At 52.2% G+C, this 23,727-nt stretch carries 17 protein-coding genes; 12 read left to right on the top strand and 5 right to left on the bottom strand.

Going from position 1 to position 23,727, the window contains the following annotated elements; all coding sequences use genetic code 11:
* Nucleotides 1-140: 140 nt before the first annotated feature.
* From EG028_RS07210 to EG028_RS07195, 4 genes are all read left to right on the top strand, one after another.
* Nucleotides 141-740 carry a Crp/Fnr family transcriptional regulator gene (locus EG028_RS07210; RefSeq protein ID WP_120514933.1) on the top strand — a complete coding sequence of 200 codons (600 nt, stop codon included), beginning with the start codon at nt 141-143 and terminating at the stop codon, nt 738-740.
* A 57-nt stretch (nt 741-797) separates the two neighbouring features.
* Nucleotides 798-1,274 carry a hypothetical protein gene (locus EG028_RS07205; protein WP_120514932.1) on the top strand — a complete coding sequence of 159 codons (477 nt, stop codon included), beginning with the start codon at nt 798-800 and terminating at the stop codon, nt 1,272-1,274.
* A gap of 591 nt (nt 1,275-1,865) precedes the next feature.
* Entirely contained in the window at nt 1,866-3,194 is a 1,329-nt protein-coding gene (locus tag EG028_RS07200) for an AAA family ATPase (RefSeq protein WP_120514931.1), read from the top strand.
* The gene (locus EG028_RS07195) at nt 3,178-3,789 is read left to right on the top strand and encodes an RloB family protein (protein ID WP_120514929.1); all 612 of its coding nucleotides are present in this window, start codon (nt 3,178-3,180) and stop codon (nt 3,787-3,789) included. Before EG028_RS07200 ends, EG028_RS07195 begins: the two co-directional genes overlap by 17 nt.
* Here the strand turns inward: EG028_RS07195 and EG028_RS07190 are convergent.
* Nucleotides 3,786-4,739, bottom strand: a complete 954-nt coding sequence (locus EG028_RS07190; protein ID WP_120514927.1) for a nitrilase family protein — start codon at nt 4,737-4,739, stop codon at nt 3,786-3,788. The two genes, EG028_RS07195 and EG028_RS07190, sit on opposite strands and share 4 nt — an antisense overlap.
* 99 nt (nt 4,740-4,838) lie before the next feature.
* On the opposite strand from EG028_RS07190, the gene EG028_RS07185 reads away from it, so the two are divergent.
* Nucleotides 4,839-6,359: a M60 family metallopeptidase gene (locus EG028_RS07185; protein ID WP_162946246.1), complete on the top strand. Its 1,521-nt coding sequence runs from the start codon at nt 4,839-4,841 to the stop codon at nt 6,357-6,359.
* A 93-nt stretch (nt 6,360-6,452) separates the two neighbouring features.
* Nucleotides 6,453-6,890: a nuclear transport factor 2 family protein gene (locus EG028_RS07180; protein ID WP_120515158.1), complete on the top strand. Its 438-nt coding sequence runs from the start codon at nt 6,453-6,455 to the stop codon at nt 6,888-6,890.
* A gap of 171 nt (nt 6,891-7,061) precedes the next feature.
* Here the strand turns inward: EG028_RS07180 and EG028_RS07175 are convergent, their stop codons facing one another.
* The 4 genes from EG028_RS07175 to EG028_RS07160 are packed head-to-tail and all read right to left on the bottom strand — an operon-like array spanning nt 7,062 to nt 16,675.
* Nucleotides 7,062-8,825, bottom strand: coding sequence for a RagB/SusD family nutrient uptake outer membrane protein (locus EG028_RS07175; protein ID WP_162946245.1), 1,764 nt, complete (start codon nt 8,823-8,825; stop codon nt 7,062-7,064).
* Between the two features lie 15 nt (nt 8,826-8,840).
* Complete coding sequence (locus EG028_RS07170; RefSeq protein ID WP_120514922.1) at nt 8,841-11,912, bottom strand: SusC/RagA family TonB-linked outer membrane protein; 3,072 nt, start codon at nt 11,910-11,912, stop codon at nt 8,841-8,843.
* Nucleotides 11,913-11,933: 21 nt separating this feature from the next.
* On the bottom strand, nt 11,934-13,622 hold the full coding sequence (locus EG028_RS07165; protein ID WP_162946244.1) for a RagB/SusD family nutrient uptake outer membrane protein: 1,689 nt from the start codon (nt 13,620-13,622) through the stop codon (nt 11,934-11,936).
* 11 nt (nt 13,623-13,633) lie between these two features.
* On the bottom strand, nt 13,634-16,675 hold the full coding sequence (locus tag EG028_RS07160; RefSeq protein ID WP_120514918.1) for a SusC/RagA family TonB-linked outer membrane protein: 3,042 nt from the start codon (nt 16,673-16,675) through the stop codon (nt 13,634-13,636).
* Nucleotides 16,676-17,251: 576 nt separating this feature from the next.
* On the opposite strand from EG028_RS07160, the gene EG028_RS07155 reads away from it, so the two are divergent.
* The 6 genes from EG028_RS07155 to EG028_RS07130 all read left to right on the top strand — a co-directional run bounded on the left by EG028_RS07155 (nt 17,252) and on the right by EG028_RS07130 (nt 23,720).
* The gene (locus EG028_RS07155) at nt 17,252-18,103 is read left to right on the top strand and encodes a chromate resistance protein ChrB domain-containing protein (protein WP_120514917.1); all 852 of its coding nucleotides are present in this window, start codon (nt 17,252-17,254) and stop codon (nt 18,101-18,103) included.
* 195 nt (nt 18,104-18,298) lie between these two features.
* Nucleotides 18,299-19,648: a glycoside hydrolase family 88 protein gene (locus EG028_RS07150; protein ID WP_120514915.1), complete on the top strand. Its 1,350-nt coding sequence runs from the start codon at nt 18,299-18,301 to the stop codon at nt 19,646-19,648.
* The gene (locus EG028_RS07145; RefSeq protein ID WP_120514913.1) at nt 19,645-20,454 is read left to right on the top strand and encodes a sugar phosphate isomerase/epimerase family protein; all 810 of its coding nucleotides are present in this window, start codon (nt 19,645-19,647) and stop codon (nt 20,452-20,454) included. Before EG028_RS07150 ends, EG028_RS07145 begins: the two co-directional genes overlap by 4 nt.
* 105 nt (nt 20,455-20,559) lie before the next feature.
* Entirely contained in the window at nt 20,560-21,720 is a 1,161-nt protein-coding gene (locus EG028_RS07140; protein ID WP_162946243.1) for a Gfo/Idh/MocA family protein, read from the top strand.
* Complete coding sequence (locus tag EG028_RS07135) at nt 21,717-22,478, top strand: 3-ketoacyl-ACP reductase (RefSeq protein ID WP_120514911.1); 762 nt, start codon at nt 21,717-21,719, stop codon at nt 22,476-22,478. Before EG028_RS07140 ends, EG028_RS07135 begins: the two co-directional genes overlap by 4 nt.
* 15 nt (nt 22,479-22,493) lie before the next feature.
* Entirely contained in the window at nt 22,494-23,720 is a 1,227-nt protein-coding gene (locus EG028_RS07130) for an MFS transporter (protein WP_120514909.1), read from the top strand.
* Nucleotides 23,721-23,727: the final 7 nt, after the last annotated feature.

Here is a 23,727-nt window from a genome sequence, read left to right as displayed (position 1 = left end):
TATTGAAAGAACCGGGCATTCCCCGGTTCTTTTTTATTGATAAAAATTTACAGCGCGCTTAACCCTATTTGAGGAGAACGATGTCTTTATACATAAACAACATTGTTTTTGTTAATTCTCAACCTCAAACTTGTTAGCCAATGGAAATTAATGTAGAGACCTGTTATGAAAAGATGTTCAGCGAACTGAAGAAAATTTATCCTGAACTTTCTCCTGAACTACAACAAAAGATAAGGGAGCACTGCAAGCTCCTGTATTTCCCGAAAGGCAGTGTTATACTGGATTACGACAAAACATGCAAAGCGTGTTACTTCGCGGTGCAGGGCCTGGTGATCTCCCGTTTTATTCACAATGGAAGAGAAAAGGTCAGCTGGTTTATGGGAGCTGGCGATATCATTATTTCGGTGGCGAGTTTCTTCAGGCAGAAGGCCAGTGATGAAAAACTGGTAGCGTTGATTGATACGGTTTTTATCTGCATGGACAATGATGCATTGCAGCAGATATATAAGGAGCACCTGGAATTTAATGTGATCGGCCGCAGGCTGACGGAGGAATATTACATCCGGTCGATGGAAAGAAACAGATGGGTGAATTACTCCGCCAAAGAACGATACAACCTTCTAATGCAGCAATACCCGCTACTTTTTCAACATGCCCGAAATGAAGACCTGGCATCATATCTCGGTATGGACAAAGCGACCCTGTGCCGTGAAAAGAAAAAAAGCGCCCGCGGAAAATAGTTGCAAATGTCACTGTCATAGTGAAAGCGCGGCAATAATTTTGTGGAAATTCGTCTTATGAAAAATTTGATTGCACTTGAAATTCCTGCTGAGATAGCACAGCAGGTTGAACAAAAGCTGACGGAGGCAAGGCAGATGCTTGCTCCATTTCTTGTGGCGCTGACAAATGAGCAGCGCAAAACAACCGCCAAAATGGGAGACAAAACGATTCCTTTCGTCTCGAAAGTACTGGAGTACAGTAAAAGTAATCCATCGTTTGCACCTCCTTACATGGACGTTACTGGAATGGAGGTAGATGTAAAGGCGGCCGAAACACTTACTACACTGCTGCGAAGTTCGGAGCAGCTCACCAGCAACCTGGATGATACGTCCATGTTGAGTGGTAGTGATGCATACATTGCAGCGCTGGGGTATTACAATTCTGTTCGGCACGCGGCCAAGAACAACGTTCCGGCGGCTAAGGAGATTTATGAGGATCTCCGGAAGCGTTTTCCGGGACGCGTACGGAAAGCTGCAGTATCTACTACGGTTTAATCCAGACTGCAGTAGGAAAACCTGGCGGAGAATCATAGAGATGTATTTTCTGGCCAGGTTTTTTGTTTCGCATTAGTCAAATGCATTACTTGGGACTGCTGGGTAGACGTTTCGGGACATTTACAATCAGTCTGAAAAATTGAGTTTGATGTTTTCCGATTCAAAAAGGTACTTCTGAAGTACAAGCTCGATGTTCAGCAGTACAAAAAGGTACTTCAGAAGTACAAAGTCGATACTTTTTATAACAAAAAGGTACCTCGGAAGTACAAGTTCGATGTTCTGAAGTACAAAAAGGTACTTCAGAAGTACAAAGTCGATACTTTTTACAACAAAAAGGTACTTCAGAAGTACAAATTCGATGCTTTGAAGTACAAAAAGGTACTTCTGAGGGAGAAATTAGATGTTTTAAGGCGCGAAAAGGTGGGTGGAGGGAGAAAATTAGATGCTCAACTCCTATTCCATCGCTTATTTTTTAATATGTAATCCCGTGGTTTGGTTACTCGTTCAGATTGGAGGAAGGAAGAAAATACTATATTTCTGTATTTTGTCTGTATATTTGTAAAAGGCTTACAAATTTAGTAGTAAAAACAAATGATAATTAACTTTTCCATTAAGAATTTCCGCAGCATCAAGGATAAGATCACGCTCTCGTTTGAGCCTGAAAATTCTGGTGCGCTGGAGGACTATTACATCATAGAGCCCGTTCCTGGTCTGAAACTCTTGAAGCTGGGACTTATATACGGCCCCAATGGCTCAGGTAAAAGCACCATTCTTAAAGGCCTGGATTTTCTTATGATGTTGGTAAAGCGTCCTTTGCAGCAAAAGAATACGCAATTGGATTTTAGTCCTTTTTTATTTGATGAAAAGACGCCAAACGAAGAATCTGGCTTCGAAATAAGTTTTGTTCATGGTGGGGTGAAATACAATTACCTGGTCAATTTTACCAGGGAGGCGATACTATACGAAAAGTTGGAGTTTTACGAACCAAATAAGGCTTTAGTGTACGAAAGAACAACGGATAGGGAAAAGCAGCTTTCCAGTATCAAATTTGGTGGAAAGATCAAGGTGAAAAAGACGGCGGTGGATGCCCTTGAGGCAAATACGTTGTGGAACACGACAGTTTTAAGTGGGTTCCTAAAAACTAATATCGATTCGACGGAGTTGAAAAATGTTACGGACTGGTTTGAAAAAGTTTTAGCTACCACCATAACTCCGGAATTAGATCTAAGCAAATTTATAACACCTCAACTGGGGAAAAAGAAGATTAATAAACATCACATCTTGCAATTCCTGAAAAAAGCAGATTTTAAGATCAGCGATCTTATAGTTAAGAAAAAGGAACTTCATGTCAATGAGGAAATGAAGGAATTAGTAAAGATGTTCATGCGGCAGGTACAAAAGTCAGGTATAGAGGGCGATATAGATATGGACAAGCTGGAAAAAAATGAGTTGTATTTCCAGCATTCGATAAAAAGCGGAGATCAGATTTCCACCTATATGTTGCCATATGATGAGGTATCAGATGGAACCCAACGGTATTATCAATTTAGCGGGATACTGGATATAATGATTGGTCACGGATCCGTTTTTCCTATAGATGAGTTAGAATCCTCTCTACACCCTGATCTGGTGAAACATTTTCTCCTGCTCTTTTTGGTAAATGCAAAAAAGTCTCAATTAATTGCTACCACTCACTACCGGGAGTTGCTCATGGAAAAGGATATTTTACGGAATGATGCCATCTGGTTTACAGAGCAAAAAGAAGATGGTAGTACCGATCTCTTTTCACTAAGTGATTTTGATTCTTCCGTTGTGCGCGATACCACATCTGTATTTAACGCGTATAAATCAGGGAAATTGGGTGCTGTACCTGTATTAAGCGACTATTATCTGGATTTCAAGGATGAGAAGCAACAATAAACGTAAAGGCACAGGGAGAACAACCTATGCAATTCTTGTAGATGGAGAAACCGAAAAGTGGTATCTCGAAAAGCTGCGCCAGTATGAAAACCCGGCGGGTATTACCATTAAGCCGGATCTTCCCGATAAAACCAAACTTGCTGATCAATTCAGATCTGTAAAGAAAAATGCGGAGATTTATGATGTTTCTGTTTGGATAATTGACCTGGATGTTGTTCTAAGAGAAGAAAATATTGATGAGTTGGGAAAATATATTGAGGAAGCAGCCGAAAATAAAAGAATCCGCATTCTAATTAATACGCCTTGTCTTGAATTTTGGTTTCTGCAGCATGTTCAGGACACTGGCAGATACTTTCCGGACGGTGTGGCTGTGACCAATGAGTTGAAGAAATGTGAGCCTTTAAAACAATATGAAAAGTCGAAAAGGTATTTTGTATCAGGTACTCCGGATATATACAACAGACTAAGGCCGCATTTAAATGTAGCCATTCAGAATGCAGGGAGGAGAGGGCATTTCGACATTCAGAACCCTCAAACGGCCAAGGCTGAGATATATAAATTGTTTTCTATACTCGGAATTGAGATAAAAGATTAACCCTTCCCATCCATCCACACCACTTTCTGCTCCGGTACATTCTCCTGCCCGATAATATCCCTGTACAACGTCGGGTTCCTTGCCTTGCGATAACGGTAACCGCCCGCCAGCTGCAATTTTTCCGGGGTAATGAGCGCAATGGCATAATCGTTATCCAGTTTGCGGCACTCCGCTACGATATCCCCGAAAGGGTCCAGGATCATACTGCAACCGTTTTTTAACTGGTCATCGTCCATCCCGATGGGATTGCTGAATACGGCATAAATAGCATTGTCATAAGCTCTTGCGGGCAGCCATTTCATCAGCCATGCGCGGCCTTTCAGCCCGTCAAATTCCTGGCGGAGCGAAGTAGGGTCCGCATGGCGGTTTTCCCAGAGCTTCGGGTCCACGAAACCTGCGCCGGGTCGGGTGCTGGGTGTGCACATGGTCACATGCGGCATAAAGATGATATCCGCACCCAGCAGTGCGGTGGCCCGTACGTTTTCGATAACGTTGTTGTCATAACAGATCAGGATGCCGCATTTCCAGCCCAGGAGTTCAAACACGACGTATTGGTCGCCTTTGCTGAGGTAGGGATTGATGAAAGGATGCAGCTTGCGGTACTTCGCCACGAGGCCGTTTTTATCCACGCATACATAGGCTTTGAAGAGGTTGCCGGCTTCGTCTTTTTCAAACAGGCCGGCCAGTATCACGATGTCCAGTTCGGCGGCGGTTTCCCGGAGCCTGGCGATGCTCGGGCCAGAGGGGATGAGCTCGGCAATATCCAGCATCTGCTGCCGGTCCAGGTGGCGGGCAAAGGTGTAGCCGGTCACGGAGCATTCGTGGAAGGCGATCACATCGGCGCCATCGGCTTTAGCGGCGGCGGCGAGGGTTTTGATCATGGAAAGATTATAGTTTTTGTCCCCGCTGCTGTTCTCAAATTGGGCGGTAGCTATTTTAATCGGTTTCATGCGGCTAATCTAGGTAAAAAATCTGCCGGTCATCACAAATCGTTGCAGATAATGCGGGCGTGTTTTATCTTGGGCTCACTCTTAACATCTTTTTATTGTATGATAAAGCAAGCTACTCTCACCTGTGCCGCGGCACTTGCGTACCTGTGCGCAGGCGCGCAGGCTCTTTCCCCGGCCACCGTACTCATTACGCCCGAAAACCGATTATCTGCCAAAGACACTGCCTTCCGCCGTGAAATTGCCCAATGGAGCAAGGCCCAGCTGGAATCCACCGATTATGCGAAGATCAAGGCGCATCCTTCGGCGGCTGTTTTCCCCGGTGCTGTCAAAGAAGGCGCGGCCCGTGTGTCGCGCACGGTAGATATCAGTCACCAGCAAATCAGCGAATCGCTGGTGCCCGTGGTAAGCCGCCTGAACTATTCCCAGCCCTGGAGGGAAAACCTTTACAGCACCGGCCTATATGCAGCGCCGGGCGAATACATAGAGGTGACGCTCCCGAAAGAACTCCTGGACAAAGGCATTGGCATCCAGATCGGCAGCCATTCGGACAACCTGAACCAATGGGTGGCAGGTAAAGAAGACTGGCGCAGGATGCCGCGCATTGTGCGGGCGGACGTGCTCACCAAAACCACCACACGCATCAGCAGCCCCTTCGGCGGCCTTATATACGTTACTGCCGCCCCCAAGGCCGCTTCCTGGACAGGACAGCTGAAGATCAGCCGTGCCGTGGAAGCGCCCCTGTATATCGCGGGCAAAACCACGCCTGAGCAATGGCAGGAACAGTTGAAAAACAATAAAGCGCCCTGGGGCGAGCTGGCTACCGGCAAAGTAATCCTCACCGTGCCGGACTCCATCCTGCAAAAGGTGGCGGACCCCGCTTATGTCATGCAGCTCTGGGACCTGATCGTGGGCGGCGAAATGGAGCTGGCACAGATCCCGCAGCCTTTTTACCGTCCCCAGCGGATGGTGATAGACGAGCATATCGGCGGCGGTTTTATGCATAGCGGTTATCCCATCATGATACACCACTCACCCAGCCGCAGGCTGCTGAGCGCAGACGTGATCGCGGACCCGCTGAAACTCATGATCGGCAGCAAAGGTGGCGCCAACTGGGGTTTCTTCCACGAGATCGGTCACAACATGCAGAACCTGGACTGGGTGTTTGGCGGTACCACGGAAGTAAGCTGTAATTTCTTTTCACTGTATATGTTCGACAGGCTGCTGGGCGGCCGCGACGATGCGCATACCGGCGTGTCCAACAAAGAGACGCAGGATGCAATGAAGAAATACTTTAAGGAAGGGGTTTCCTACGAAAAATGGAAAGGCAATCCTTTCCTGGGCCTGATCATGTTCCGCCAGCTGCAGGAGGCATTTGGCTGGGAAACCTTTAAAACATTCTTCCGCGAATACCAGGCCCTGGCGGCAAAAGATCAGGATGGCTCTTACGCCAAAAGCGATGAGCAGAAACGCGACCTCTGGGCCCGCACTTTCTCCCGGATCAGCGGCCGGAACGTTGCGCCTTTCTTCGAAAAATGGGGCATCCCCATCAGCGCGAACGTGAAGCAGGAGCTGAACAGCCTGCCGGGCTGGATGCCGTATAATTTCCCGCCCGGGAATTAGTATTTTTTTTCTGTACCATAGCGTGCGGGTGCTTCAGCAATGAGGCATCCGCTTTTTTTCGTATTTTGGTTGCTGTTCCACAAAAATGAAAACATGAAACAGTTCTTTTCACTATTGGTATTCAGTACCATTTTCCAGTTCGCATCCGCGCAGTCAAAAGACGAAACGGCGGTAGCCGCCGCGGTGGAATCCCTCCGCAAAGCGATGATAGATGCGGACAAGGCCGGTCTTGAAAAAATCACCGCCCCGAAGCTCAGCTACGGTCATTCCAACGGCAGGATTGAAGACCGCGCAACGTTCATCAGTAATATCGCAGGCGGCCAGTCGGATTTCCTGACCATGGACCTTTCCGCGCAAACCATCGCGGTGACCGGGCAAACGGCGATCGTGCGACATACGCTCGGTGCACAGACAAACGATAACGGCAAAGCCGGCACGGTGAATCTTTATGTAATGCTGGTATTCGGAAAAGAAGGCGGCCAGTGGAAACTGGTAGCCAGGCAGGCGGTGAAGATACCCCCGGCTCAATAAAAAAGATACTCCTCAGGTTACGAAAAGGAGATGCGGCAACGTATCTCCTTTTTTCATGGGCGGCGGGCCTGTAAAAAAGCATAAAGGTTGCCGGATGGCAACCTTTATGCTTTAAACGTATTTTCAGAAACCGGGCTGCCGGATGGCAACCAGTTTTTTCCCTGACCGTGTTTAGTAACCGGGGTTCTGGATCATATTCGGGTTCTTCATGATCTCCGATACCGGGAGCGGGAAGAAGTAGTTCTGCTCGAAGAAGTAGTGAACAGGGTTTTTGTTCAGGGACACTTCTTCGTAAGTGAACGAGCCATTCGTCTCCTTGGTGATCTTGATACGCGTCATGGTGGCGTTCAGTTCCTGCATGGCCGTTTTCCAGCGGCGCACGTCCCAGAAGCGGGAATCTTCGTAAGAAAGCTCTACCGCTCTTTCATTCCTCAGCAGCTCGCGGGCGTCGGCCTGGGAGATACCGGAGGGAATGCCGTAACGGTCATCGCCGCCCGGTTTGATACCGGCCCTTTTGCGGATGGCGATGATGTGGTCGATGCCTTCTTCCACGCGGTTCAGCTCAATGAGAGCCTCCGCGGCCATCAGCAGGATATCGCCGAAGCGGATCAGCGGCATTACGCGGTCTGTATTGGTGCCCGCGTTGCCCGTGGAGGTTTCGTTGCAGAATTTCCGCCAGAACATGCCGGTATATACAAGGCTTACATCAAACCCATCCATGGGGGCGCCTACGTGCGTCCATACCGGTGTACGGGTACTGCTGTTGCTGGTGCGCCAGAGGGCACCGTTGAAGATGTAGGTGTAACCAAAGCGGGGATCGCGGCCAACAAAAGGTTTGGCGGGATCGTACTCCGAAATGGGCGCTGTGGCGATGGGTTTACCGGTGATCGTCCCGAACTTTTTGGAATAGTTGTAGGTCGGGGAGGAGTTCACGCTGCCATTCCTGGAAGCGGGCAGGTAGTTGGACTCCATGGCGCGGTTGGTGCCGAACATCGCCGGGAAAATAAATTCGCTGTTGAAGCGGGTGATGAACAGCTTATAGAAGCCGTCGCCGGGTCTTTGTGCGTTGGAATTATCTTCCACGAGCGAATACCAGCCGGAGTTGATCACATCGTTACAGGCATCCAGCGCACGTTGCCAGCGGGCAGCATCAAAGTTGCCGTAGCTGATCACTTTTTCTACCGCGGGGTTCAGGGAAACCGTATTGTATACCGGTTTGCTGTTGATCAGCGGGCTGGCGGCATACAGGAGGATGCGGGCTTTCAGCGCCATACACATACCCTGGTTCGCCCTGCCGTAATCCTGTTCCTGCTGCATCGGCGTTTCCACCAGCATCGCTTTCGCTTCGTCCAGCTCGCTCACCAGGTAATCTACGCAGGCCTCGTAAGTAGCGCGGGGCTGGGTGATGTTGTCGGTGTTCGAATAAATGCTGTCTTTGATCAGCGGCAGGCCGCCGAAGTATTGCAGCATCTGCCAGTAATACCATGCCCTGAGATATCTCACTTCGCCTTTCAGCTGGGTTTTCATTTCTTCAGCCATCGGCGTTTTGCCAATGTTCTTGAGGAAAGTGTTCACCCTGCGGATGTTTTTCCATCCTCCGTCATACACGTTGCTGTAGGGGCCGGTGGAGTTGGCGGAAGTGGTGCTGAGCGCCACTACCACATAAGGCTGCGTGCCGCCGAAGAGGCGCGAGGTGCCTTCGTCCGCACATTCTGCAAGACTGCCGCCGTTGCCCCATCTTTTCTGGAAGTTGTAAAGGCCCACATCGCTGTAGATAGCCGTCACGAAGTTGAACGTGCGCACACTGTCTGAAAATACCACCTGCTCGTTCAGGGTAGTGGTCTCTGTTTTATCCAGGAGGTCTTTGGGTTTGCAGGCGGTATAAACGCCGGCAGTCAGCAAACCAAAGAGGATATATTTCTCAATCTTTTTCATGTTTCTGCCCATGGTTTAGAAGTTAACGTTTAAGCCCAGGTTGTACACTTTCTGGTTCGGATACACACCGCCTTCGGTATTGGAAGTTACCTCGGGGTCCAGGTCGTACAGGTTCGGGCCCAGCATCCAGGTGATCAGGTTGGAACCGTTAGCATACAGTCTTACCTGCTGCAGGCGCAGCTTCCTTACCCATTCGCGGGGCAGGGTATAACCGATTTCCGCATTACGCAGCTTGATATAGTCGCCTTTAACGGTCCAGAAATCAGATTTGTTGGAAAGAGCGTTGCTGATGTTGTCCATCGTGGAGATCCTCGGGAAGGAGGCATCCTGGTTGTCCGGTCTCCACGCATCCAGGTGCACCTGGCGCAGGTTACCGAAGAACGGCGTTACCGCTTCCGCAAATGCGCCGATCCTGAAGTTCGTAGCGCTCTGGAAAGTGAAGCTGAAGTTGAAGCCTTTCCAGTCACCGGCCAGCGTCAGCGCGTAGTTGTTCGTGGGGGTGTTGGCAAAGTCATAATACTTCTGGTCGTAAGAATCGATCTTGTTGTCGCCGTTCAGGTCTTTGTATTTGATGTCTCCCGGTTTAGGACGGGCGCCCACAGGCAGCGGGCTTTTGTCGATGTCCGCTTCGTCCCTGTAAAACCCTACGAACTCATATCCTTTCTCACGGTCTGCCTGGCCGCCGGTCTGTTTCATCCAGGCGTAGGGAGGCGCGCCTTCGTCCATGAACTCGATATAGTTCTTGGCGCGGGCCATGTTCGCATTTATACGGTAATTGAAGGTACCGATGCGGTTTTTGTAATCGACGTTGAATTCAAAACCGGTGTTCCTGATCCTGCCAAGGTTGGAAGGAGGCAGGCCGATACCGATGATGTTGGACAAGCTGCCGCGCTCCATCATGATGTCCGTACGGCGTTTGTGGAAGTATTCAGCGGTGAAGGACAGCCTGTTCTTGAAGAAGTTCATGTCCGTACCGATATTCCACTGGGTTTCTTTTTCCCAGCTGATATCATCGTTGCCAAGAGTGCCTTCAATGATACCGCTGTACCCTTTCTGGCTTACGCCGAAATTGTAGTTTGCCCCCGTGTTATATACGTGTTCGTAGAGGTACTGGTACGTGTTGTTCAGGTTGTCTGAACCGGTCATACCGATAGAACCGCGGATCTTGAAGAGGTCCATAAAGGTCACGTTATTCCTGAAGAAAGGCTCTTCGGCAATGTTCCAGCCACCGGAAATGGCGGGGAAGAAACCGTAACGTTCGCTGGATTTAAAACGGTCCGTACCATTGTACGCGCCGCTCAGCTCTACCAGGTACTTTTTCTTGAAATCATAACCCAGGCGGAAAGTATACCCTTTGAATTTTTCGGGGATGTCCGCTCCGTCGCTGGAGTTGAACTGGTTCAGCAACGCCAGGCCGTATACGTGGTGGCGGTCGTTGAAGGTCGTATCGTAGCTCAGGTTCAACTGGACGTTGAGACGTTTTTTAGTGGTTGTCTCATCCGCATCCAGTGAGTATTTCTCATCCCTGTAGTTATTAGCCAGGAGGGGAGTATAGGTGTCGGTTTTGGAATTGTAGATATACGAAAGGATATTGGTACGACCCAGGCCCCTGTTGAAGTCCTGGTTGCTGGAGTAAGACAGCAGGCCGCTGAGTTTCAGCCCGCGGGCAATGAAATTCAGTTTCTGCGTTGCCCGGAGGTTCAGCTGGATATCGCTTTCATAATTACGGCGGTAACCGCCTTTTTCGAGACGGGCCACAATGTTGTTGCCCGCGCCGCCGCCGGTCACCACTGTTTCGGGCGCCGCGCCGTAAGTGCCGTCAGGATTGCGGATAGGATACGCGAAAGGAGGCAGGGCTTTATAATCGAATATCTCGAACCAGATCTTGTTCCTGTTCGCCCGGCCGCGTGTGTTGGGCTCGTTCTGCTCGGTGAAATAACCCGCCAGGTCCATGCTGAGGTCCAGCGTGGGGGTTACCTGGAAGTCCAGGTTGGAGCGGTAGTTGTAACGTTTCAGGTAGTAGTTGGGATTTACGTCGGAATCCGGGTCCTGGAAGCTGTTCAGGATACCATTCTGCCACAGGTGGCCGATGGATACGAAGTATTTCATTTTGTCGGTACCGCCGTTGATGCTCAGGTTGTTTTTGGTCTGCAGGGCGGATTTGCGGATCAGCACGTCCCACCAGTCGATGTCCGGGTGACCGAAAGGATCGGAGCCGGTTCTCCAGGCTTCGAGGTCCTCATTGGTGTATTCCAGGGGCAGGCCGTCGCTTTCCAGCGCATCATTACGCAGGCGCGCCATGTCGTATGCGCTGAGGAAGTGTGGGCGGATGGAGTTCTGCTGCCAGCCTGTGTTGGAGGTGAGCCTTACAGAAGCCTTGCCGCTGGCGCCACGGATGGTGGTTACCACGATTACGCCGTTGGCGCCTTTGATACCGTACACGGAGGCGGAAGCGGCATCTTTCAGGATGGTAACGCTGGCCACCTGCTCGGCGTCGATATCGGAGAAATTACCGGTGAACTCCACATCGTCCACGATGATCAGGGGCGACACGTCCCTGTTCGCGGAAAAGGTGGTGATACCGCGGATCATGAATACCGCCCCGTCAGCACCCGGCTGGCCGGAACGCTGCATGGAAAAGAAACCGGGCAGCTTGCCCACCAGTGCGTTCTGCAGGCTGGCGGTAGGCACGCGGCGGATCTCGTCGCCGGTAACGGAGCTGGATGCGATGGTCTTGCTGAGTTTGGTAGTCTGACCATACCCCACGATCTGCACCTCTTCCAGACCTTTCACGTCCTGCTCGATAGTGATGGCAATATTGTTCTTGCCGGCAATGCTCACTTCTTTCTGAAGGTAGCCGATATATTTCACGACCAGCACCTGTGCCTTACCACGGGGGACCATGGTGAACTGGCCGTTCTCGTTGGTGGTGGTGCCGTTATTGGTCACATCCTTTTCAAACAGGATGACGCCGGGAATAGGGCCGCTGGCGTCCCTCACGGTTCCCGTAATGGTTCTCCCTGCCTGTTGTGCAAATACATTTGCAAGCGAGCAAAGCAGGAGCAGCGTAATTATAATTCTTTTCATAACGAAATGCCTTTAGAGTGTTTACCAACCCGGATTCTGAATGAGGTTCCGGTTCCTGTACAATTCATTTTGCTGGATGGGATAGAAGTACATCTTCGGAGCCTGGAAGCTGATGTTGCCCACCGTTACTTTCTCGAAAGAGAAAGAATTGTCCGGGTTCTTCGTGATCTTGTTCCCGCTCAGCGATTTGTTCAGCACCGTCTCCGCAATTTTCCAGCGGCGGAGGTCCCAGTAGCGCTGCTCTTCAAAGCACAGCTCCACGCGGCGCTCACGGCGGATCAGCTCACGCAGTTCTTCTTTGGTAACGCCCACAGCTATCGGCGTGGTAAAACCGCCACGGCTCCTTACCTGGTTCAGCTTGTCGATAGCGTCCGCTGTGGGGCCGTTTGCCTCGTTGGCGGCTTCGGCATAGCTCAGCAGTACATCGGAGTAGCGGAACAGGGGGAAGTTATGCGCCTGGGTAGCCAGGGAGGTGGAGGTGGTGGCGTTGTACATGAACTTCTTCAGGTAATAACCGGTTTTGGTCTTTACAACGGTGGTGCCGGTCGGATTGTCCAGCCCGCCTTCCCACAGCTCGGTGTTGCGGTTCATGTATTTCACATTGTGGTAGAAGAACACGATGCCGAAACGGTTGTCGCGGTTGGTAGCCGGATTGTTCGGGTTGAAGCCGGAACCTGTTTCGGTGATGGCTTTGCCGTTTTTCATCAGGAATGCCTCGGCCAGTTCTTCGGTGGGGCTGGTATACCCTTTGAACCCGAATTTGGTGTGGCCTACCGGTCCGTTGTTCGTTTCAACGTCATTGGTATTGGCGCGGAGATAAGAGAAGATGATCTCTTTGTGTTTGCGCGTAATAAAGATGTTCAGGTAATTGGCGGAGGTTTCAAGCCCGTACACACCCAGTTTGATCAGGTCGTCGGCGGCCAGCGCGGCTTTTTCCCAGCGTGCTTTCACAGCGGCGGGGCTTGCGTCTGTATATCCGCAAACGGCTTTCTGGGCGGCGGTGAGGCCGATATTGCCTTCGTTGTACAGGGGGCTGGCGGCATAAAGGAGTATCCTGGCTTTGAGCGCCAGTACCACGCCTTCGCTGATGCGGCCGTATTCCGAATCCGGCAGCGGCTCTTTACGTACAAGGCCCCTGATCGCGTCCAGCTCGGTCACCATATAGTTCACACACTCTTCGAAAGAAGAGCGGGGGTAGGAAAGATCATCCTGTAAAGAGGGGATCTTGTCGCCCATCAGCGGGACGCCGCCATAACGTTTCACCAGTTCGAAGTAGGAGAGGATACGAAGGAAGCGGGCTTCCGCTTTCCAGAAGTTCTTAGTCTCTTCAATCTTCGGCACCCTGTCTATTTTAGCGAGGAACACATTGCATTTGCGGATGCCGGTGTAACTTTTGGCCCAGGCATCTTCAGGATTGATAAAGGGGCTCACACGGCCGAATATCAGTTCTTCAATGGTGCTGCCGTTCATGGAAGGCACCGCATCGTCCGTGGCAACGTCCAGCATGGAGTTGTTGATGCGGTTCCAGCCGTTGGGCATATTGCCGTAAATGTCAGTCAGGAATTGTTCCGCATAGGCGCCGTTTTTGTCCACCGGGTCGAAGATGAAACTCTCGTCCAGGTTTTCCAGCGGCCCTTGTTCACCCTTTTTCATACAGCCGCCCAGTGTGAGCAGTGCAAAAACCGGAATGGATATAATTAATTTCTTCATGGGAAAATGCATTAGAATTTAATATTGATACCAGCGTACAGCACTTTCAGGATAGGATAATTACCTGCCAGGTTCTCGGGATCGGTGTCTTTCACCTTGGTGAAGGTGAGAAGGTTGGTGCCGTTCACGAATATCCGGGTGGAAGCGATCCTGATCCTGTGCGTAAGCGCATAGGGGAGGGTGTAACCCAGTTCTATGTTCTTCAGGCGGAGGTAGCTGGTGTTTTGTATCCAGTAGTCTGAGTTCTGGGTGTTGTTGAAGCTGCCGCCGATCGTCAGCCTGGGGTAGGTGGCGGTTTCGGCGGTCTGCGGCGTCCACCTGTTCAGGTGATGGGCGTAGATGGTGTTTTTGCCTTCTTCGCCAAACTCTACCATTCTCACGTTGCTGTAGCGGTTGGCCACACCCTGGAAGAGTACGGCGAGGTCGATGCCGTGGCAGGACAGCCCCATGTTCAGGCCATAATAGATATCCGGTTTTTCCGGCGTGATGAGGGTTTCGTCAAATGCGTTGATCACACCGTCATCATTCAGGTCTTTGTATTTGATGTCACCCGCCCTCGGAACTGCTCCCGGGAGCTGGGCCGCTTTCTGCGCTTCCTCGTCTGTTTTGAAGAGGCCGTCGGACAGGTAGCCGTAAGACATACCCGTGTACCTGCCGGTCCTGATCAGCCAGGAGTAAGGTTTGTTCGGCTCGTCGATGAACTCGGACACGCCTTTGTTGAAGCTCAGGTTGGCATTCACCCAGTAGTTCAGCTTGTTGTTGATGGTGTTCTGGTAGTTTGCGGTAAATTCCACGCCGGTGTAACGCGTTACCCCGATGTTTTCCTGCGGATAAGCCACGCCCAGCAGGGCGGTGTTGCTGCCGCGCGTCATCAGCACGTCGTAGAATTTGTTATTATAATAGTCCGCGGTGAAAGACAGTTTGTTTTTCAGGATGGCGATATCCAGCCCGATGTTCGCTTTTTTCGCTTTCTCCCAGGTTACGAACTCGTTGTTCAGCGCACCTTCCCTTACGCCGGTCAGCGAAGTGTGGGTGGTGCCGAAGCTGTAGCTGGTACCGGTTACATAATACTGGTTGTAAATGAAGTAAGATTCGCCGGTACCGAAAGTACGGTTGCTGTTAAAGGAGTTGCCCACTTTGCCATAAGAAGCGCGGAGCTTCAGGGCGCTCAGCCAGGAAGCGGATTGCATAAAATCTTCTTTGGCAATATTCCAGCCGAGGCCGAATGCGGGGAACCAGTCGTAACGGCGGTCGGGGTGGTAGCGGTTGGTACCATTGTAACCCACTGCTACTTCAGCCATATATCTTTCGTCGAAGTTATACTGGAAGCGGCCTCCTACGCCGATAAACGTCTGGGGCAGCTGGCTGCCGAGGGTACGGGTATCGTTGTTGCCGGTCAGGATGGCGTTCACACCGTGTTTGCCGAACTGGCGGGTGTAACCCAGCTGTGCTTCGGTGAACAGGAAACGTTCGGTGGTGTTGCTGCCGGTGCTGTTGCTCATGTCCGTGCTTTCGCCAAATTTCTGGTAGGTGGTGTCCCCGCCGGGTTCCACACGCATGCTGTACACGGCGTTGTCTTTACTGCGTACGATCAGCTCCGTGAAGTTGGTATAAAAGGAAGCAGTTCCTTTTGCCCACAAGCCTTTCACCAGGTCGCTGAGGTCGCCACGGAGGTTAAGGTCCGCATTGAGGTCGCGTGTGTAGAGATTGGTGTAACCGCTCATGACCGTTTCGCCGTAGATGTTCTGCGAATAGCTGCCGTTGCCGCCGAGGGAACCGTCGGGGTTCTTTACGGGGTAAGCATTGCGCGGTGTAGTGAGGATGGAGCGCATGATACCGAGGCCCAGCGCGCCGGGCTCGTTGTTCGTCTGGATGCGGCCCATGATATTGAGCGATGCGGAGATGCTGCGGTTCACCTTTACGTCTATGTTCGAGCGTACCTGGTAACGTTTTACATCCGCATTGGTGTTATACTTATTGAAGGATTCCGTTTTGTACAGGCCATTCTGGTTGGTATAATCCAGGCTTACAAAGTAACGGGCGTTTTCCCTGCCGCCGGATACATTGAGGTTGTAACGCTGGAAGAGCGCGTTTTTACGCAGCACTTCATCACGCCAGTCCACATCGGGATGCCCGTAGGGATCGGAGTGCGTGCGGTAAGCTTCCAGGTCGGCGTCGGAGTAGGCGGCCGGTTTGTTTTCGTTGGCGAGCGCTTCATTATATAAGCGCGCGAAATCGTATGCGCTGGTGGGCGTATAAGATTTGGTAGGCTGCGTAACGCCGGCGGTAGCGGTGAAGTCTATACGCTGCGGGCCCGCGTCACCTTTGCGGGTGGTGATCATCAGGATGCCGTTGGCCGCGCGCATGCCGTACATGGCGGTGCTGAGGGCGTCTTTCAGCAGCGTGACGGATTCGATCTGCTCGGGGTTGATGCTGAGCACGTTCCTGCCGGGGCTGCCGTCTATCATGACCATCGGTGCGCGGTCGCGCAGGCTGGCGGTGTTCTCGTCAATGAAGCCCGGGAGGCCGCCCTGCTGGGAAATAGCGAGGCCGGCCATTCTGCCGGTAAGCATACCGTAGAGGTTGGTCGAATAGGTTTTGTTCAGTTCCTGCGTGTACACTTCAGAGATGGACTGGATGTTGGTCGATCTTTTCTGTGTGCCGTAAAGGATCTGGTAAGTGGAATCGTTGGGACGGAATTTATGGCTCAGCCTGACAGTGAAGTTGTCGGCATCCCGTACGGTAAATTCGGTGCTGTTGAAATCTTTCAGCGAAAGGATCAGCACATCGCCTTTTTGCGCTTTAATGGAAAATTCGCCATCTGTGTTGGTAACCGCGGTAGCGGAAGAGGATTTTACGCGTATCTCCACCAGCGGGAGCGGTTTGCCGAAGGCATCCACCACGGTGCCTTTTACTTCATCCGCGGCATGCAGGTAGAAGTATGTTTCCAGGTTACCTGCCGGCTTTGCCCTTGCGGGAAGGGCCCAGAGACCGGCAAGCAGGAAACCTGCTCCTGGTAAGAGCAGCAGCTTTCTTACGTGAAATTTTCTCATCAAGATCAGTTTTGTACAGTGATTGTGATTAGCATTATTATAACGTGATTCAACCGGGACGGGAGCCCGGCGTTTATTTTTGTTTAAACATATTTGTATCAGCGGCACAGGCAGCTGTGATCATAGTCTTTTATAACAAAGGGAATGTTTGACAATTAGCATGAAAGTCCTGCCTATTAATAGTCCGGTGATAGAGAATTATTCACAACATGGTATGGAATTGTTCTAATCTGGTGTTATTTTATCCTCTTTTGCGATCGTGAGTTTGGTTGACTTTTCGTGTTCGGCAATCGTTTGCACATACAAAGTGCAATCGTTTGCATTTCGATTACAAGTAAGAAAGAATTCCCCGGAAAAACAAATTTTCATGAAAATATTATTTTGCGTGTTGTCGTGTGGCAGGGTATTTCGGTACCAATAAGTGTGACAACTTGCGGTCATCTGCTAAATTCTGCTAATTCCCGCGGCACAATTTCGCTGGATTAGGAAGCTGTTAACAGTTGATTTGTGAAAAAAGCATGATTTTAGGTTAAAATCGCATCTTAAAATCGTATAAGTAATAAGAATCAGAATCATATGAAATGGGTTACTCTCCACCGTCCTAAAATAGACCACATCGCCTGCTCCTGGTTCATCCTTCGCTTCATAAATCCCAACGCGGAAATATTATTTGTCTCCTATGAAGAGGTAAATGATTTCATCGGCCGGGATGATGTGATGCTTTTTGATATCAAAGGCGCGGAATATACTACCCTTAATAATGATGGATGCATGTTTGACGTGTTCGTCCGCAAACATCAGCCGGAAAATCCCGCCCTTGAAGAGATCGCGCACATCGTAAGAGGCGCCGTCACAGGCAGTTTTCACTTCGCCCCGCAATCCGCCGGGCTCTGGGCCGTTGTAATGGGGATCGCGTATAATGTACACAGTGATGCGGAGTTCCTTCAGCAAAGCCTCGCCGTTTTCGACGGGCTCCTTACCTGGGAAACGCGGTTTCGCAAACCTTTGCATAAGTATTCGGAGTACAAACTGATGGAAGTTTTTCACCGGTTCATCACCCAGAAATATGGAGACCGCGCAAAAAAACCGGTCTGGGTAAAAGAGATCGCCGCCATCGTCCAGGACGAGATAGACACCAGCCTTTCGCTGGACCTTGCCGCGCTTTCGGAAAAACTACCCGCCAACCCCGGCAGCCTGATCCCATACCCGGATTTTCATACTTTCGGGGAAGAGATCCGCCGGCGGCGGATAGAAAAAGCGATGCAACTAATGGAAGAGGATAAATATTCCCTCACGGAGGTCGCCTATATCACCGGGTTTTCGGACCTGGGGCATTTCTCCCGCATATTTAGTGAGCATTACGGCAAAACACCCACCGGTCACCTCAAGACCATCCGCGCCCAAAAGAATAAAGAGGAGGAAGAATAGTTCCGGGATTTGTATTATCTTGATATGTGCGTAAACGTTTGCATTGATACCGGGCGCTTTTCAGAATTTCACGTTAGATAATCCACCAGTCAGGCCCGCGCGCCCGGTACAGGAGCTGTAGATATTCCCAACACCACGTATGAGAACCGGAGCGGCATTGCCGGCCATTTCCTGCGTTATCCAAAGCACCGGCCCATGATACAGATCAACGGATCATTACAACCCAAACAACTGGCTGCCCGGCTGCAGCAATTCTGGCGGCTCTCCGCCCAAAAGATACTCGACATCGAAAGACATTATGACACCGCGCAGGGAGCGCCCGTATTCACCCGCCAGGGGAAATACACCACCCGCGGCTGGACCGAATGGACACAGGGTTTCCAGTACGGCTCCGCCATCCTCCAGTTCGACGCCACAGATGACGATCAGTTCCTCGATATCGGCCGGCAAAGCACCCTGCGCGTGATGGCGCCGCACCTGAGCCATACCGGCGTGCACGATCATGGCTTTAATAATGTAAGCACCTATGGTAACCTGCTGCGGCTGATGCGGGAAGAACGGATACCCTTCAATGAATGGGAAGCCAATTTTTATGAACTGGCGCTGAAAGTATCGGGCGCCGTGCAGGCTTCACGTTTTACGCCCATCCGCAACGGCGGGGGGTTCATCTATTCTTTTAACGGCCCGCATTCGCTTTTTGTGGATACCATCCGCAGCTGCCGCATCCTGATGCTCAGCCACCAGCTGGGCCATGTGCTCCAGGCAGAGAATGATGTGCGCATCAGCCTGCTGGAGCGCGCGTTGCAGCATATGAAGACCACCGCCACGTATAATATCTGGTACGGCGAAGGCCGTGATAATTACGATGAAAGAGGCCGTACCGCGCATGAATGTATCTTCAACACAAACGACGGCAACTTCCGCGCACCCAATGCGCAACAGGGCTTCTCCGGCTTCACCACCTGGACGCGCGGCCTGGCCTGGGCCATGCTGGGTTTTGCGGAAGAACTGGAATTCCTGGCATCTGTACCCGGGGCAAATGAACACCTGCCCTGGATGGAAAAGGCCGCCCGCGCCACCTGCGATTTTTATATACAGCATACGCCCACAGATGGCGTGCCTTACTGGGATACCGGCGCGCCAGGGCTGGCGCGGATGGGCGATTACCTCGCCAAACCAGCGGACCCTTTTAATCCGCATGAGCCGGTGGACAGCTCCGCCGCGGCCATTGCCGCGCAGGGGCTCATCCGCCTGGGGAAATTCCTTGGCGGCGAAGAAGGCGGCAAATATTTCCAGGCCGGCCTCACCATCCTCCAAACCCTGCTGGAGGAGCCTTATCTCAGTACGGACCCCGCGCACCAGGGATTATTGCTGCACACGATCTATCACCGGCCTAACGGCTGGGACTATACGCCGAAGGAAGGCCAGGCGCCCTATGGTGAGTCCTGCATGTGGGGCGATTATCATATGCGGGAGCTGGCGCTCACCGTACAGGGCTTCATCACCGGGGAATCTTATTATACGTTCTTCAACTGTGTGAAATGAACAGGCTTTGTGTACATACGATCACCACGAAACCGCTATCTATAGAGCAAATTGCGGAAGCATATCCCAGGGCGGGGGTAAGCGGCATCACCGTTTGGCGCGACGCGCTGGAGGGGCGGGACGTTGCCGCCACGGGCCGTATGCTCCGGGAAGCGGGGCTGGATGTGGTATCTCTTTGCAGGGGCGGTTTTTTCCCGCATACAGATGCCGCGGCGCGAAAGCTCGCTATCGAAGACAATCTCCGCGCCATCGAAGAGGCGGAGGCCCTGGGCGCCCCCATGATCGTGCTGGTATGCGGCGCGGCCGCCGGCCAGCCGCTGGAAACCTCGCGCAAACAGATCGCTGAAGGAATCGCCGCGATAGAACCTTACGCGAAAGCCGCCGGCGTCAGGCTGGCGATAGAGCCGCTGCACCCGATGTACGCGGACACCCGCTCAGCCATCAATACGCTGGCGCAGGCGAATGACCTCGCCCAGCAGTTAAACTCTCCTTTTGTAGGTGTGGCGGTGGATGTATACCACCTCTGGTGGGACCCCGCGCTGCACCAGGAAATAAACCGCTGCGGCAGCAACGGCAAGCTGTTTGCCTTTCACATCTGCGACTGGCGCGTGCCCACCCGCGACCTGCTGCTGGACCGTGCGCTGATGGGAGAGGGCTGCATCCCGGTGAAACAGATACGGCAATGGGTGGAAGCGACGGGCTTTAAAGGATATCATGAAGTAGAGATATTTTCCACTGAATACTGGGCGGGCGACCAGCTGGTATTCCTCGATAAGATCAAACGGGCGTACCTGGATCATTGCTGATGGAATGACGCATCGTCAAAATGCCGGGAACACAAAGAACAGTTCTTCGCATCGTACGGTGCTGATCCGGGGAACATCATCAACATGCTTCGAAAACAAAATCACATGGCAGATACACAAAAGACAGTACACCGCATCGGCATCATTATGAACGGCGTGACCGGCAGGATGGGCACGAACCAGCATCTCCTGCGCTCCATGGTGCCCATCATCCAGCAGGGCGGCGTAAAGCTCAGCGATACGGAATACATTCTCCCGGAGCCGGTGCTGGTAGGCCGCAACATGGCGAAGCTGAAGGCCCTGGCGGAAAAGAGCGGCATCACCGCTTATTCCACGGACCTGGACGCCGTATTGCAGGACGCGCGTTACAGCATTTATTTTGACGCGCAGACCACCGGCAAACGCGCGGAATGTATCCGCAAAGCGGTAGCCGCCGGCAAACATATCTATTGCGAAAAACCTATTGCCTCCGGCACCGCCGTAGCCATGGAACTATACCACCTCTGCGAAGCCGCCGGCCTGAAACACGGCGTGGTGCAGGACAAACTCTGGCTGCCCGGCCTGCTGCGCCTGAAACGGCTGATACAGCAGGGATTCTTCGGCCGCATATTGTCTGTGAAAGGAGAGTTCGGCTACTGGGTGTTCGAAGGCCATTCCATCCCGGCGCAGCGCCCCAGCTGGAATTACAGGAAAGAGGAGGAAGGCGGTATTATCCTCGATATGTTGTGTCACTGGCGGTATGTGCTGGATAATCTTTTCGGCGAAGTAAAAGCCGTATCCTGCCTGGGCGCTACGCACATCCCCGAAAGGATCGATGAAAAAGGCCGGCCCTACGCCTGCACGGCGGACGATGCGGCTTACGCCACCTTTGAACTGGAAAACGGCGTCATCGCACACTTCAATTCATCATGGACCACCCGTGTGCGGCGGGACGATCTGCTCACGTTACAAGTGGACGGCACACACGGCTCGGCCGTTGCCGGCCTCCGCGACTGTTATGTACAACACTACGGCCACACCCCGAAGCCGGTATGGAACCCGGATGTGGAGCAGCCCATTAAATTTTTCGAAGGCTGGGCCAAAGTGCCGGACCAGGAAACGTACGATAATGCATTTAAGGTACAATGGGAGTTATTCCTGCGTCACGTGGTCAAAAACGAGCCCTTTCCCTGGAACCTGCGGGAAGGCGCCAAAGGCGTACAACTGGCGGAAAAAGGCCTGGAAAGCTGGGCTAAACGCTGCTGGGTAAACATCGATCCGTTATGAAAAGAAGAACAGCGCTTATTACCGGCGGCAGCCGGGGCATCGGTTTAGGCATTGCGCAGCACCTCGCGCAGCATGGTTTTGATCTTGCCATCAACGGCGTGCGCCCCGAAGAAGCGGTACAGGAGACCTTACAATCCCTGCGGGCCGCCGGCACGGATGTCATCTACTGTCCCGGCGATGTATCCGACGCAGCGCAGCGCGCAAGGGTGCTGCAAAAAGCCTATGGGCATTTCGGGGTGCTGCATGTGCTGGTGAACAATGCGGGCGTGGCGCCGAAAGAAAGAAAAGACATCCTTGAAACCACGGAAGAAAGCTACGACCGCCTGCTGGATACCAATCTCAAAGGCGCGTTTTTTCTCACCCAGGCCGTGGCCGGCCGCATGATAGAAACGCCGGGGCTGAATGGATGTATCATCAACATCTCGTCCATTTCCGCCACCGTGGCTTCTGTAAACAGGGGCGAATATTGCATCGCAAAAGCGGGTCTTAGTATGATGACGCAGCTGTTCGCCGTCCGCCTGGGCGCGCACGGCATACCGGTATACGAAGTGCGGCCCGGTGTGATCGCAACGGACATGACCGCCGGCGTACAGGAAAAATATGACAGGCTGATAGAGAACGGCCTGCTGGTGCAGCCCCGCTGGGGATACCCGGACGATGTGGGCAAAGCCGCGGCCATGCTGGCTTCCGGCGCATTGCCTTATTCCACCGGGCAGGTATTGATGGTGGACGGCGGCCTGACCATTTCCAGATTATAACCTTAAACCCGACTCATGAGCAATTCAAATTCCACGGCCAGGGAACTGCTGCGCCTGCCTGTACTGGTGGCGGCATTCGGTTACCTGGTAGATATGTACGACCTTTTTCTTTTCAGCGTAGTACGGGTGCCCAGCCTGCAATCCCTCGGCCTGCGGGACGATGCCCTGCTGCACACCGGCGCGATGCTGCTTAATATGCAGATGTTCGGCCTGCTCATCGGCGGCATTATCTGGGGTGTGCTGGGCGATAAAAAAGGAAGACTGTCCGTGCTGTTCGGTTCTATCCTGATCTATTCCCTGGCGAACCTCGCGAATGGTTTTGTGGAGACGGTGCCGCAATATGCTTTTATGCGTTTTATTGCGGGCATCGGCCTGGCGGGGGAACTAGGCGCGGGAGTGACGCTCGTTGCCGAAGTGCTGCCGCGCAAAATACGGGGCTACGGTACCACGCTGGTGGCCACGCTGGGCGTGATCGGCGCTATCATGGCATATTTTATGGCGGACCTTTTTGAATGGCGTATCTCGTATTTTATCGGCGGCGGCCTTGGTTTACTTTTACTGCTGCTGCGCGTGCGGGTGTTCGAGTCCGGCATTTACGCGAAAACAAAAGCGATGCAGATATCGAGAGGAAGTTTTATCTCTTTGTTCACAAACGGCCGCCGCGCATTGCGTTACCTGCAATGTATCGCCATCGGTTTACCGATCTGGTTTGCGGTAGGTATTCTCATTACGTTTTCACCGGAGTTTGGCAAAGCGATGCAGCTGAATGCGCCCGTAGTGGCCGGCAAAGCGGTGATGCTGGCTTTTGCGGGGCAGGTGTTCGGCGATATTGCCAGCGGCTTGCTGAGCCAGCTGGTGCGCAGCCGTAAGAAGATCATCCTGCTGTTCCTGCTGCTGTCCGCCGCGATGGTAGCGGTGTATTTATTCCTCCCTTTCAAAGACATCAACACGTTTTATATCTTCTGTGTATTGCTCGGTTTCACCAATGGTTACTGGGCATTGTTCGTAACCGTAGCCGCGGAAATGTTCGGCACGAACCTTCGCGCGACGGTGGCCACCACCGTTCCCAATTTTGTAAGGGGCGCGGTGATCCCGCTCACTACTTTGTTCCTTTTCCTGAAACCCTCGTGGGGCGTGCTTTACAGCGCCGGGGCCGTTGGCCTGCTTACCATGATCATTGCACTGCTCGCGCTGCGCGGGCTGGATGAAACATTCGAAAAAGACCTCGATTATGTGGAATGAGAATCTG

Source organism: Chitinophaga barathri (assembly GCF_003807585.1).
In the GTDB taxonomy this organism is placed as follows: domain Bacteria; phylum Bacteroidota; class Bacteroidia; order Chitinophagales; family Chitinophagaceae; genus Chitinophaga; species Chitinophaga barathri.
The sequence above is the reverse complement of the archived record's forward strand: the minus strand, read 5'-3'. Positions and strand labels throughout refer to the sequence as shown.